The following is a 12,932-nucleotide window of genomic DNA, read 5'->3' on the forward strand; positions in this document are numbered from 1 at the left end:
ACCGCACCTCGGACAACTTCCGCCCCATCACAACACCCTCCAACAATCAGGCGTTGCAACAATCCCCTGAATCTGCCCCCCCGAATCGGGCAGAAAACCCCCCACTCCGCGTTCACCGGTCACGAGGTGGATGGCCGGCGCACCAGCGGGACTAGCGACCAAGGTTCGCCGTCCGGGGACTTTCGGCGGATGTGAGAGCAAGGTCGCGCGGATTGACTCGGTGGTATGAGCGTTCAGGGTGGACCGACCGGGTCGAGTGAGCGGGCGTTGGGGCCGGACCTCGCTCGGGGGTTCATGTTGTTGTTCATTGCGTTGGCCAACTCGCATTACTTCATCTACGGAGACCGGGTGTTCGGGGGGTTTCCGGTGGATGCCGGGCCCGTGGGGATGGGGATCTCGACGTTCGTGGATGGGCGGGCGTTTCCGATGTTCGGGGTGTTGTTCGGGTACGGCGTGGCGCAGATCGTGCGGCGGCAGCGGGAAGCGGGGACCGAGTGGTGGGGGATCCGCAAGCTGTTGTGGCGGCGGAGTCTGGTGCTGGTGGTGCTCGGGTTCCTGCACGCGATGCTGCTCTACATCGGCGACATCCTCGCGGCGTACGGCGTACTCCTCTTCCTCGGCGTCTGGGCGCTGCGCTGGAAGGACCGCTGGCTGTTCATCGTGGCCGCGTTCGTGCTCGTGGTCACCGCACTGCCGAGTGACGACTCGATGGCGACCGCCTCCGACGCGGCGGATCCCTCGATGCTGCCGCCGGACTTCCTCGGCCAGTTCGGCGACCGGATCGTCGTGCAGCCCTTCATCGCCGGGCTCGGATGGATCGGGTTCATCACCCCGTTCCTGATCGGGCTCTGGGCCGGCCGGCGGCGCATCCTCGAGCGTCCCGCCGAGCACCTCACCCTGCTGACCACGACCGCGGTCGTCGGCCTCACCATCGCGGTGGCCGGCGCTCTGCCGGTGTCGCTGGTCGTCGGCGGAGTGATCGACCGGCCGAGCGACCAGGCGCTGAGCATTCTCGGTCCGCTGCACGACGCGTCCGGTGTCTTCGGCGGTTTCGGGTACGCCGCCCTGATCGTCCTGATCGCGCTGCGGCTGAACGACCGCCAAGGTCCGATCACCCTGGCGATCGCCGCCGTCGGCCAGCGCTCGCTGACCTGTTATCTGTCCCAGTCCGTGGTGTGGGCTGTCGTCTTCACGCCGTACCTGCTCGACCTGTCGCGCACGCTAACCCCCACCACGACGGCATTGCTCGCCGCCGCGACCTGGCTGGCGACCGTGGTGATGGCCGACCGGATGCGACGCCTCGGCTACCGCGGACCGTTCGAGCTCCTGATCCGATGGATCACCTATCAGCCGAGGACAACGGCGGCCACCCGGTCGCGCAACTCGGGCAGCCTGGCGTAGAAGACGTCACCGGGGCACTGGGTCGTGTTGTAGTCCCGGTGCCCGACGATCGCCGCGTGCGGATCGAGGCCGTACTTCGTGCACAGCCAGGCGCACGTCAGCACCGACATGTCGAACAGCGCGGTCGGCACGTTCTCGGTGACGTAGATGCCCTCGTGCTCGATGCCGATCGTGTGGCTGTTGTTGTTAGCGGTCTGGGCGCCGAGCACGTTCTGCCCGTTGTTGATCGAGGACAGCGACTTACTCCGGCCCTCCATCAGGAACCCGCCGCGGCTGATCGTCAGTTGGTTGCCGATGTCGATCCAGCCGTTGGTGTCCATGTGCAGGTCCTGGATCCAGTGCTGGACCTTGTACGCCGCCGCGAGCGAGTAGTCGGTGACGTTCGGGCTCGCGGTGTGGTGGATGACGATGTGGTCGGGCGCGCCGATCACGGAGGTGGCGGACCTGGGCGGGCGCGCGGACCATTCCGTGCGCGTGTAGCAGCGCGGCGCGGGGGCCGCCTGGACTGCTGTGGTCGGGAGGGCGACGCCGCCGATCAGTACGCCACCGGCGGCAGCGCCGCGCAGCAGGGTACGCCGGGACATCCGAGGACGTTGGAAACTTTCTGGGGCGGTCATACTTCAGAAAATTCCCTACCGCCAAGTCTGTCAAACCGAGCTCCGCGAAAGCGAGGATGGTCTAATGACGGGCGTGACAGATGGTGTACGGGCGGGGGACGTCCGGCTGGGCCGGATCGGCAAGGGCGTACGGGTAGCGGTCGCCCTGGCCGGAATCGGCCTGCTGATCAACGGTTCGGTGCGGGCCTCCGACGACGCCTGGCCGTTCGGCCCGATGTCGCAGTACGCCGGATCGGTCGCCGACGACGCCGCGATCACGTTCACCCGGATCAGCGCGCTCACCGATGCCGGTACGACGGTCGACGTACCGCTGAACATCGAGGGCGCCGGCGTCGCCCGGGCCGAGATCGAGGCCCGGACCGGCGAGATCGTCAAGGACCCCTCGCTGCTGCAGCAGGTCGCGGACGGGTGGGCGCGCAAGCATCCGGACAAGCCGAAGTACGTGAAGCTCGAACTGATCCGGGACACCACCCAGTTGGTCAAGGGCCGGGTCGAAGGCCCGCCGACGTCCGAGGTCCTCGCCACCTGGGAGGTGCGCAAGTGAGCACCCCCGAGACCGCCGCCGAGACCGCCGACCGGACCATCGCCGGCCGGGTCGCCGACTGGTTCACGCCGAAGATCGCCCTCGCCCGGGTCGCGTGGTTGCGGACGGTCTTCTACCTGTTCGTCATCCTCGACATGCACGCGTTCGTCCGCGACACCCGCGACAAGGGCGAGCACCCCGGCCTCTACCAGCCGTTGCTGCTGGCGCGGATGCTCGATCTGCCCAAGCCGTCGGTGGCCAACACGACCGCCCTGTACGTCGTCCTGATCGTGGCCTGCCTGGTCGGCGCGACCAACTACTTCCCGCGGATCGCGGGCTGGATCGTGGCGCCCGCGTTCACCTGGTGGGTGTTGATCGGGATGAGCGACGGCAAGGTCGACCACGACCACCTCGCCTTGGTGGTCGCCCTCTGGGTCCTCCCGACCGTGAAGGCCGGCCGCCGCGGCCGAGCGTCGTACGGCGATCAGACCAGGTCCGAGGCCGCCGGCTGGGCGATCAAGTGCATCCAGATCTCGGTGATCGCGACGTACTTCCTGTCCTCGATCGCCAAGCTCCGTGGTGCCGGATGGACGCTCGCGTGGCCGAACAGCGCGATCCTGACCTGGGCGATCGTACGACGGCCGCACCCGGTCGGGGAGTGGTTGCTGCACCACCCGTGGATGCTGCACGTGATGCAGTGGGTCGGCATCATCGCGGAGTTCCTGTCGCCGGTGATCCTGTGGCTGAAGGGCCGGTGGCAGTTGCTCGGGGCCCTGTTCTTCCTCGGGTTCCACGCGGCGAACACGGCGATCCTGCTGATCCACTTCCTGCCGACCGTGGTCTGCTGGCTCGCGTTCGCGCCGCTCGAGCGGGTGGTGCCGTGGTTCCAGGCGCGGCGGGCGTCAGAAGGCGGAGAGCCCGAACACCAGGCCGAAGAGAGCCGGGAGGCCAAGGAGCAGGCCGGCGCGTAGCCGGAACCGGCGGCCGCCGGGACCCGGTGTCCGGACGACCCGGGACAGCACGGCCCCGGCGTACCCGAAGACCAGTGCGGCGAGCAGGATCTGCCTGGTCGGCAGGTTGTCGGCGTCGTGGTGGGTCAGTCCGAGCGTGACCAGCCCGGGGCAGCAGAACGCGAACATGCCGAACCCGAGCTCCGGGACCGGCAGCCAGCGCCGGCCGAGGACGTCCCGCTCGGCGGGCCGTTTCTTCCGGATCGACTGGACGAACCGGGCGGTGCTGAGCAGCAGGTCACTCAGGCACAGCAGTGCGGCCACGATCAGCGCCACCTGGTACCCGGCGCCGAAGATCGTCTGCACAAGGGAACACGCTAGGCCCTGACGGGGTGGATGTCGCCCGCAGCACGTAACGTCTGCTTAACAGAGCCGGGGCACACTGTGTGCGGGCTTCACATCTGGAGGTGGACTGATGGACAAGCAGCAGGAGTTCGTGCTGCGCGCGCTGGAGGAGCGCGACGTACGCTTCGTGCGGCTCTGGTTCACCGACGTGCTCGGGTTCCTGAAGTCGGTGGCGGTGGCGCCGGCCGAGCTGGAGGGCGCGTTCGCCGAGGGGATCGGCTTCGACGGGTCCGCGATCGAGGGGTTCGCCCGGGTGACCGAGGCGGACATGCTGGCCAAGCCGGACCCGTCGACGTTCCAGATCCTGCCCTGGCGGGGCGAGACGATGGGCACCGCGCGGATGTTCTGCGACATCAACATGCCGGACGGGTCCGCGTCGTTCGCCGACCCGCGGCACGTGCTGAAGCGGACGCTGTCGAAGGCGGCCGACCTCGGATTCACCTTCTACACGCACCCCGAGATCGAGTTCTACCTGTTCAAGTCGCTCGTCGGCGCGCCCGGTACGACGCCGGAGCCGGTGGACTCGTCCGGGTACTTCGACCACACGCCGCAGGGGATCGGGAACGACTTCCGCCGTGAGGCGATCACCATGCTCGAGTCGATGGGGATCTCGGTCGAGTTCAGTCACCACGAGGGCGGGCCGGGCCAGCAGGAGATCGACCTGCGGTACGCCGACGCGCTGTCGACCGCGGACAACATCATGACGTTCCGGGTGGTGGTGAAGGAGGTCGCGCTGTCGCAGGGCATCTACGCGTCCTTCATGCCGAAGCCGCTGAGTGACCAGCCCGGGTCCGGCATGCACACCCACATGTCGCTGTTCGAGGGGGATCGGAACGCGTTCTTCGAGGGCGGCGCGCAGTACCAGTTGTCCAAGACCGGGCGTGCGTTCATCGCCGGCCTGCTGCACCACGCGGCCGAGATCACCGCGGTGACGAACCAGTGGGTGAACTCGTACAAGCGGCTCGCGGTCGGCGACGAGGCGCCGTCGTTCATCTCCTGGGGGCACAACAACCGGTCCGCGCTGGTCCGGGTGCCGATGTACAAGCCGCACAAGGGGCAGTCGAGCCGGGTCGAGTTCCGCTCGCTCGACTCCGCGGCGAACCCGTACCTCGCCTTCGCGCTGATGCTGGCGGCCGGGCTCAAGGGCATCGAGGAGGGGTACGAGCTGCCGCGCGAGGCGGAGGACGACGTCTGGTCGCTGACCGCCCGCGAACGCAAGGCCCTCGGCATCAAGCCGCTCCCGAGCAGCCTCGCCGAAGCCATCCAGGCGATGGAGGACAGCGAACTGGTCGCCGAAACCCTCGGCGAGCATGTCTTCGACTTCTTCCTCCGCAACAAGCGCGCCGAATGGCAGGACTACCGCCGCCAGGTCACCCCCTTCGAACTCAACAAGCTGTTACCTGTCCTGTAGATCTGTCCACGTGTACTCCAGCAGTCGCTCCTCCGCCGCAAAGCTCAATCAGTTCGCTTTCTGATCAGCCGATCAGCACTTCGAGCACCCTGACGGCACCGATGATGGTGGAGTTCTTCGGCAGCGCGGAGTCGGTGCGGACGAAGAAGAACGCGCTGCCGTTGCTCATGGCAACCACGCCGCGCAGGTAGGCCCGTTTCCAGCGCATGTATCGTCGGTAACACTCGGTAGGCGAAGTGCGACAGAAGGTGTTCAGACGTTGGCGGGCTGCGGTGGGGCGTCGTCCGAGGCGTGTTGCGAGGTCCACCGGGACGCGGCCGTGGAGTGCCGGTACGGCGGCTCGTCCGCAGGCGACTGCGTGAGCGTCTGGATCGGCGGCTCTTCCGCGGCCGGGATCACCGGCGTGCCGTCGGGGGCCAGGGCGTGCACTTCCTCGACGGTGAGCAGGCCGACCGGGCGGACTCCCTCGGTGATCACGACCAGGCAGCCGGGAATCACCTGCTGGGCCCGATTTCCCTTGGCCGGCACGAGAATGCCCTCGGCCTGTGTCCGCCAGGCGCCCGGCGCGAACCGGCGCAGCGCGATCCCTGCCTGACCGTCCTCGGCCGTCCGTGGTGGCAGGTACGCGGTGGCTGTGTAGTCGTAGTCGTAATCCGGCTCAGGCGGCCCGGACACTCGCCCGCCCTGCTGGGGCGTCAACCAGACCACCGTGCCCCGAACAGCGAGCGACCCCGTCATCATGACCATGAGAAGCCATCATGCCGACTACAGCCCGAATATGCCAGGCAACTCCGTGTGTTGATCGCAATCCCCTCGCAATCAGGTCGCGCGCTCATCGAGATTGTGTCACGCGGGAGCCCGCGCGGCAGGTGTGAGGGGCCTGGTAGAGCTGACGCCCGGGGGTTGGCGGGTGGGTGCGCTTGGGTAGCCTGCAGAGGTGGCTGAGGCTCGGAGGGGTTCGTGGGAAGGACGGCTGGCCCGGCTGGGCTTCGGGGATCCGCACCGGGCCGGGGTGATGCTGGAGCAGTTGGATGCGCTGGACAGCCGTAGCCCGATGGCCACCGAGCAGCTGATCACCACTCTGTCGGAGTCGGCGGATCCGGACCTCGCGCTGCACGGGCTGTGCGGCATGGTCGAGGCGCTGCAGCGGCATCAGTACGACGTCGCCGCCTTCACGCGCACGCTCGAGATGGACGACGGCTTCCGTCGCCGGCTGGTGTACGTCCTCGGCGCGAGCGAGGCTCTCGGGCGGCATCTCGGCGTACATCCGCGGCACTGGTACGACCTGGCCGACCCCGCGCTGGCCGGCGCACGCCCGTCGGTCGAGGACGTCGCGGCCAAGCTCGCGACCGCGGTCGACGCCGACAACCCGGTCGATGCGCTGCGCATCGAGTATCGGCGGTTGCTGCTGAGGCTCGCCGCCCGTGACCTCGCCGAGGGTCTGCTGGTCGACGAGGTGGCCGCCGTACTGGCCGACCTGGCCGGGGGAGCGCTCGAGACCGCCCTGCACATCGCCCGCAACGAGTACTTCGCCGCGCACCCCGGCGCGGCCGACTGCCGGCTCGCGATCATTGCCATGGGCAAGTGTGGCGGCCGCGAACTCAACTACGTCAGCGACGTCGACGTGCTGTTCGTCGCCGAGCCGCTCGACGGCGAGCCGGAGGCGCCTGCGCTGAAGACCGCGACCCAGCTGGCCGCCGCCGCGATGCGGATCTGCTCGGCCCACACCGGCGAGGGCACGCTCTGGCCGGTCGACGCCGCGCTGCGCCCGGAAGGCAAGTCCGGCCCGCTCGTCCGCACCCTCGACAGCCACCTCGCGTACTACCAGCGCTGGGCCAAGACCTGGGAGTTCCAGGCGCTGCTCAAAGCTCGCCCGGTCGCGGGCGACGCCAAGCTCGGTCAGCAGTACGCCGAGAAGACCGCGGAGCTGGTGTGGTCGGCGGCCGATCGCGAGGGGTTCGTCGACGACGTCCAGGCGATGCGGCGTCGTGTCGTCGACCACCTCCCCGCGGCCGACGTCGATCGCCAGCTCAAGCTCGGCCCCGGCGGTCTGCGCGACGTGGAGTTCGCCGTACAACTCCTGCAGCTCGTCCACGGCCGCAGCGACGACGCGGTCCGCAGCGGCACGACGCTCGTCGCGCTGGAGTCGCTCACCAAGACCGGGTACGTCGGCCGCACGGACGGCGCCGTCCTCGCCGACGCGTATCGCTTTCTCCGGTCGATGGAGCATCGCATCCAGCTGTACCGGTTGCGTCGTACACATCAGGTGCCGGACGACGAAGCCGACCTGCGCCGGCTCGGCCGTTCGCTCGGCTTCACGAAGAACCCGGTCGGCGACCTGACCGCGGCCTGGAGGAAGCACGCGCTCGAGGTACGGCGGCTGCACGAGAAGCTGTTCTACCGGCCCCTGCTCGCGGCCGTCGCCCGGATCCCCGGCGGCGAGGTGCGGTTGACCCCGGAGGCTGCCAAGCAGCGCCTGACCGCGCTCGGGTACGCCGACCCCGCCTCGGCGCTGCGGCACATCGAGGCCCTGTCCGAGGGTGTGTCGAGGCGATCGTCGATCCAGAAGGCGTTGCTGCCCGCGATGCTCGGGTGGTTCGCGGAGTCGCCGGATCCCGACGCGGGGCTGCTTGCCTTCCGGACCATCTCCGACGCGCTGGGGTCCACGCCGTGGTACCTACGCCAGCTTCGCGACGAGGGCGCGTCGGCCGAGCGGCTCGCCCACCTGCTCGCGAGCGGCCGGTACGCCGTGGACCTGTTGCAGCGCGCGCCTGAAGCGACCGCGATGCTCGCCGACGAACGCGAACTCGTGCCGCGGACGCAGGAAGCCCTGGTGAGCGAGATGTCCGCCGCCGCCGGCCGGCAGGACGAGCCCGAGGCCGCGGTGGCCGCGATTCGTGCGGTCCGGCGGCGCGAGCTGTTCCGGGTGGCCGCGGCGGATCTGTCCGGGCTGCTCGACATCGAGGCGGTCGGGGAGGCGCTGACCGTGATCTCGGTCGGGACGCTGACCACCGCCCTGGACGTCGCGCGGCGGGCAGTCGCACAGCGCTTGATCGCAGATGGCGAGCCCGAGCCGACCCGGATGGCGATCGTCGCGATGGGCCGGTTCGGCGGGCACGAGCTCGGGTACGGCAGCGACGCGGACGTGATGTTCGTCCACGACCCGAAGCCGGGTGCGGACGAGAAGGCGGCGACCGACTTCGCCACCCAGGCGGCGACGGAGTTCCGCCGGTTGCTGGCCTTGCCGGGCGCGGACCCGGCCGTCGCGGTCGATGCCGATCTGCGTCCCGAGGGCCGGCAGGGCGCGTTGGTCCGGACGTTGGCGTCGTACGCGTCCTACTACGCGCGCTGGTCCGCGGTGTGGGAGGCGCAGGCGTTGCTGCGCGCCGATCCGCTCTGCGGTGACGCCGATCTGTGCCGGTCGTTCCGGGAACTGATCGACCCGCTGCGCTACCCGGCGAACGGCGTCAGCGAGCGCGACGTGATGGAGATCCGCCGCATCAAGGCGCGCGTGGACGCCGAACGTCTGCCGCGCGGCGCGGACCCGAGCACCCACACCAAGCTCGGTCGCGGCGGTCTCGCCGACATCGAATGGACGGTCCAGCTCCTCCAGCTCCGCGAGGCGCACCGGGTCCCCGGCCTCCGGACGACGCGCACGCTCGGTGCACTGGACGCGGCCGTCGAGGCCGGCCTGGTGGACCCGGCCGAGGCGAACACGCTGCGGGCCGCGTGGAAGATGGCCTCCCGCATCCGCAACGCGATCATGCTGGTCCGCGGCCGTCCCAGCGACTCCCTTCCGCGCGACCCCCGCGACCTGGCCGCGGTCGCCCAGATCTGCGGCTACCCGCCCGGCGAATCCAGCCGTTTCTCCGACAACTACCTCCGCCTGACCCGCCACGCCCACAACACCGTCGCTCGTCTGTTCTGGGACGACTAGGTCGTGTCTGGTGGTCCATCGCCGTAGCGAGCAGGTACTCGGTGCGGTGCATCGGCGTGCTGGAGCGAAGGTCTCGATGCGGAGCATCGCGGCCTTTGGCCAGTGCGGCGAGGTGCCGTGCCGAGTGCCGCGCAGTAGGCGAGGGACCACCAGACACGGCCTTCTATAGACTCGTGCTGGTGGATGCGGTGGATCAGGTCAGGCAGGAAGGTGTGTTCAGCCACGTCCGGCGGAGTGTGCGGATGACGGTTGGGCAGCGGCGTGTCTGGGAGACACGCTGGTCCGAGCTGGGCCACAAGCTCGAGGACTTGCCGCCGGGAGCGGTCGATCTGGCCGAGTGGTTCGGGCGCGACGCGCCGACCGTGCTGGAGATCGGGACGGGAATGGGCGACGCGACCGCCCAGCTCGCGGTCGCGGCGCCGGAGGTCAACCACCTGGCCGCCGAGGTGTATCCGGCCGGCCTCGGCCAGCTGATGCTGTGGATGGAGAAGTACGACCTCGACAACGTCCGGCTGCTGCACGGCGACGCGCTCGACTTCCTCCGCGACCACGTGGCTCCCGGCGGGCTGGCCGGCGTACGGATCTACTTCCCCGACCCGTGGCCGAAGAAGCGGCACCACAAGCGCCGCCTGGTCACGCCGCCGTTCGTGCGGCTGGTGGCGTCCCGGTTGCAGCCCGGCGGGACGTTGCATCTGGCAACCGACTGGGCGGACTACGCGGAGCAGATGCGCGATATCTGCGAGGCCGAGCCGGCCCTGCGCAACCAGTACGACGGCTGGGCCCCGCGACCCGAATGGCGGCCAGTCACCAAGTTCGAGTCCCGCGCCCAGGCCGAGGGCCGCGAGTGCCGCGACCTCCTCTACACCAAGGTCACGCCGACCGGCTCGTGAAGCTCCACTGCCCGGCCGGCACCGTGTAGATCGTGAACCCGTCCTGGTACGACGCCTCGCCCGCCAGCGGAGCCGGTACGGCGGTGACGTCCGACGCGGCCGCGGACGGTACGTGGACCTCGGCCGTCGTACCGACCGGGACCTGCACGTCCAGTGACAGCACCCGGCTCGTCTTCTTCCACACCACCGACACCCGGCCGCGGATCGTCTCGGTCCGGATGCTCGCGGAGTCCACCTCGCCGCGTGCATCCGGCCGGACCACGATCCGCTCCCAGCCCGCGTCGACGTTGCGGAGGCCGGCCACGTTCTCGAAGATCCACTCCACGACCGTGCCCTGGAAGTAGTGGTTCCGCGACCGCGAGTCGTCCTCCCACTTCTCCCACATGGTGTCCGCGCCGAGCTCGAACCAGTAGCCCCAGCTCGGGTACGTCCGCTGCAACGCGACCTTCGTCGCCGCGTCGCCGTACCCGTGCGCGGTGAGCACCGGCAGCAGTACGCCGACGCCGAGGCAGCCGGTGTTCAGGTGGAAGCCGCGCGCCTCCACGTCCGCGGCCAGCTTGGCGGCGACCCGCTCGACCAGCTCGCCGGGGACCATGCCGAACGCGAGCGGTACGGCGTTGGACGTCTGCCGGTAGTCCGGGTCGTCGGCCGAGCGGTAGCGTCCGGCGGCGCGATCCAGGAACGCGCGGTTCAGGCCGTCGGCGAGCTCGGCCGCCGCCTTTCGATAGTCGTTGGGCTGGCCAATGATGTCTCCGATCTCGGCGGCCGCGACCACGGCCCGGTACAGGTACGCCGTACCCGTGAGCCGCCGATCCTCCGGCGCCGGGCCGCTGCCGAAGCCCGGCGGGAGCCAGTCGCCGAGCACGCTGACGGACAGGCCGTCCTCGACCCGGTCGAGCTCCCAGGCGAGGTAGCGGGTGAGCGACTCCCAGTGCTCGCGCAGCAATCGCTCGTCGCCGTACCAGCGGTACAGCTCGCGCAGCAGGAACGGATAGACCGTCGGCCACTCGGTCGCGGGGGAGAGGTCGGTGAATCCCCAGCCGCTGGACGGGACGATCACCGGCAACTGCCCGGACTCCGCCTGGCTGTCCCGGATGTCGCCGAGCCACTTGGTGAAGAACCGCGCCAGGTCGAGCGTGGCCAGCATCGTCGGCCCGCCCACCTGCGCGTCACCCGTCCACCCGTTCTTCTCGAAGAACGGCGTATCGGTCGGGATCCCGTGCAGATTGCTCAGGATCGTCCGGCGCATCGCCTGGTCGAACTGCTCGTACGACGGCTGGGTCGAGGCGAACCGGGTCACCGGGCGAACGTCGGAGTGGACGACGCGCATCAGCACGTCGGGACGCTCGGTCACGCCCTCGACCTGGACGTAGCGGAAGCCCTTGTAGGAGAAGCGCGGTTCCCACTCCTCGACGCCGTTGCCGGCGGCAATGTATTCGTCGCGCTGGATCCGGTCGCCCTCGACATGCCCGTTGACCGCCACCACGTTGCCATCAGCAACTGTCTCGCCATGGGTGAGGCTGATGGTGGTGCCGGCGTCGGCGGTGACCCGGAGCTTGGTCCAGCCGGCCGTGGTCCGGCCGAAGTCGACGATCCACACCCCGGGCCGGGTCTCGGTCACGTCCGTCGGGGGGACGGTCTCGATGACGCGGATCGGCTCGTGCTCCTGGGCTCGCACCTGTCCGTTCGGTGCGTCCACCTGCGTGGCGGTCGACCACGTCGAGTCGTCGAACCCGGGCGCGTCCCAGCCGGGCAGTGCGCGGCGGGCGTCGTACGTCTCGCCGGTGTAGAGGGAGTCGGAGAAGGTCGGGCCGCCGGTGATGCGCCATGACTCGTCCGTGACCACCTCGGCCGTGCGGCCGTCGTCGTACTCGATCACCAAACGGGCGATCAGGCGTGGCTCGGCGGTCCATGGTGTCTGGTGCCAGCGCCAGACGTTCGGGCTGGTCAGACCGAAGAACCCACGGCCGAGCTCCGCGCCGACCACGTTGTCACCGGGCTGCAGGAGGTCGGTGACGTCGTGGGTCACGTAGAGGACAGTGTGGTCGTACGCCGTGAAGCCGGGGTCGAGGACGGCGTCACTCACTGCTTGGCCGTTGAGCCGGAGGTCGGCGTACCCGAGGCCGCTCGCATACAGCCGGGCTCGGCGTACGGTCCCGTCGACCGCAAAGCCCCGGCGCAGGAGCGGAGCGCTGTCCACCTCGCCACCGATCCAGCGCGCGGCGGCGAACCCCTCGTCGAGGAGAGCGGTCTCGAACCATTCAGGCGCGGCCCACTCGCCGGCCCGGTCGAGTCCGTCCCACAGGCGCACGGTCCAGTGGTAGCGGGTGCGCGGCGCCGCCGGGCCCTCGTGCTCGACGCCGAAGGTCCGCGCCGAGCTCACCTTGCCCGAGTCCCAGACGTCGGCGCTCTCCGGTGTCAGCAGCTCCGGAGCGGTTGCGACGAGGATCTGGTACGCCGTCTGGGTCGCGCCGTACCCGGGAGCCGTGGCGATCCAGCTCAGCCGGGGCCTGGTCACCTCGGTCCCCAGCGGCCGGACGGCGTACTCGGTCTTGAGGGATCGGGCGGTCAATGGACCACCAGGCGTCCAACCGTCCGGCAGTTCGGGCATCAGGCGGCTCCTCAGGCTCGGGTAGGCACCTCGAGGACCGTAGGCAGCCGGGCGGCTCGCTTTCAACACTGTGACCAGATCCGGCCGTGAGTGATCCACGTGCTTCCGACTGAACTCGCTTCGCTCGTTCAAGTGATCGTTTGTCTCACTTCGCGATTTGTCGTCTCACATCGCGAAACCTGAGCAT

General features: G+C 69.5%; 11 protein-coding genes. 6 read left to right on the forward strand and 5 right to left on the reverse strand.

Annotated elements, in window-relative coordinates; translation table 11 throughout:
* The first annotated feature begins 225 nt into the window (after positions 1-225).
* Entirely contained in the window at positions 226-1,401 is a 1,176-nt protein-coding gene (locus ACXC9Q_RS32520) for a DUF418 domain-containing protein (RefSeq protein WP_457060488.1), read from the forward strand.
* Here the strand turns inward: ACXC9Q_RS32520 and ACXC9Q_RS32525 are convergent.
* Positions 1,347-1,985: a peptidoglycan recognition protein family protein gene (locus ACXC9Q_RS32525; RefSeq protein WP_457060489.1), complete on the reverse strand. Its 639-nt coding sequence runs from the start codon at positions 1,983-1,985 to the stop codon at positions 1,347-1,349. The two genes, ACXC9Q_RS32520 and ACXC9Q_RS32525, sit on opposite strands and share 55 nt — an antisense overlap.
* Positions 1,986-2,091: 106 nt before the next feature.
* Between ACXC9Q_RS32525 and ACXC9Q_RS32530 the strand changes: the two genes are divergently transcribed.
* Complete coding sequence (locus ACXC9Q_RS32530) at positions 2,092-2,562, forward strand: hypothetical protein (protein ID WP_457060490.1); 471 nt, start codon at positions 2,092-2,094, stop codon at positions 2,560-2,562.
* Positions 2,559-3,512, forward strand: coding sequence for a hypothetical protein (locus tag ACXC9Q_RS32535; RefSeq protein WP_457060491.1), 954 nt, complete (start codon positions 2,559-2,561; stop codon positions 3,510-3,512). The genes ACXC9Q_RS32530 and ACXC9Q_RS32535 overlap by 4 nt, the downstream gene beginning before the upstream one ends.
* Here the strand turns inward: ACXC9Q_RS32535 and ACXC9Q_RS32540 are convergent.
* Positions 3,444-3,857: a hypothetical protein gene (locus ACXC9Q_RS32540; protein ID WP_457060492.1), complete on the reverse strand. Its 414-nt coding sequence runs from the start codon at positions 3,855-3,857 to the stop codon at positions 3,444-3,446. The two genes, ACXC9Q_RS32535 and ACXC9Q_RS32540, sit on opposite strands and share 69 nt — an antisense overlap.
* A gap of 109 nt (positions 3,858-3,966) precedes the next feature.
* Here ACXC9Q_RS32540 and glnA point away from each other — a divergent pair, with 109 nt between their 5' ends.
* Positions 3,967-5,307, forward strand: coding sequence for a type I glutamate--ammonia ligase (glnA, locus tag ACXC9Q_RS32545; RefSeq protein ID WP_328522078.1), 1,341 nt, complete (start codon positions 3,967-3,969; stop codon positions 5,305-5,307).
* Between the two features lie 64 nt (positions 5,308-5,371).
* Here glnA and ACXC9Q_RS32550 read toward each other — a convergent pair whose 3' ends face one another.
* Together ACXC9Q_RS32550 and ACXC9Q_RS32555 are read right to left on the reverse strand one after the other, a co-directional pair.
* Entirely contained in the window at positions 5,372-5,515 is a 144-nt protein-coding gene (locus ACXC9Q_RS32550) for a hypothetical protein (RefSeq protein ID WP_457060493.1), read from the reverse strand.
* A gap of 44 nt (positions 5,516-5,559) precedes the next feature.
* Positions 5,560-6,054, reverse strand: a complete 495-nt coding sequence (locus ACXC9Q_RS32555) for a hypothetical protein (RefSeq protein ID WP_457060494.1) — start codon at positions 6,052-6,054, stop codon at positions 5,560-5,562.
* Between the two features lie 190 nt (positions 6,055-6,244).
* Here ACXC9Q_RS32555 and ACXC9Q_RS32560 point away from each other — a divergent pair, with 190 nt between their 5' ends.
* Together ACXC9Q_RS32560 and trmB are read left to right on the forward strand one after the other, a co-directional pair.
* Entirely contained in the window at positions 6,245-9,244 is a 3,000-nt protein-coding gene (locus ACXC9Q_RS32560; RefSeq protein ID WP_457060495.1) for a bifunctional [glutamine synthetase] adenylyltransferase/[glutamine synthetase]-adenylyl-L-tyrosine phosphorylase, read from the forward strand.
* A gap of 179 nt (positions 9,245-9,423) precedes the next feature.
* Positions 9,424-10,134, forward strand: coding sequence for a tRNA (guanosine(46)-N7)-methyltransferase TrmB (gene trmB, locus ACXC9Q_RS32565; protein WP_457060496.1), 711 nt, complete (start codon positions 9,424-9,426; stop codon positions 10,132-10,134).
* Here trmB and ACXC9Q_RS32570 read toward each other — a convergent pair.
* A complete protein-coding gene (locus ACXC9Q_RS32570) occupies positions 10,115-12,745 on the reverse strand; it encodes a family 78 glycoside hydrolase catalytic domain (RefSeq protein WP_457060497.1) in 2,631 nt (876 codons plus the stop codon). The genes trmB and ACXC9Q_RS32570 overlap by 20 nt on opposite strands.
* Positions 12,746-12,932: the final 187 nt, after the last annotated feature.

The organism is Kribbella sp. CWNU-51, assembly GCF_054073265.1.

Coding starts and splice junctions, on each gene's coding strand:
- ACXC9Q_RS32520 (WP_457060488.1), top strand. CDS start 226: ATGAGCGTTCAGGGTGGACCGACCGGGTCGAGTGAGCGGGCGTTGGGG.
- ACXC9Q_RS32525 (WP_457060489.1), bottom strand. CDS start 1,985: ATGTCCCGGCGTACCCTGCTGCGCGGCGCTGCCGCCGGTGGCGTACTG.
- glnA (WP_328522078.1), top strand. CDS start 3,967: ATGGACAAGCAGCAGGAGTTCGTGCTGCGCGCGCTGGAGGAGCGCGAC.
- ACXC9Q_RS32550 (WP_457060493.1), bottom strand. CDS start 5,515: ATGCGCTGGAAACGGGCCTACCTGCGCGGCGTGGTTGCCATGAGCAAC.
- ACXC9Q_RS32555 (WP_457060494.1), bottom strand. CDS start 6,054: ATGGTCATGATGACGGGGTCGCTCGCTGTTCGGGGCACGGTGGTCTGG.
- ACXC9Q_RS32570 (WP_457060497.1), bottom strand. CDS start 12,745: ATGCCCGAACTGCCGGACGGTTGGACGCCTGGTGGTCCATTGACCGCC.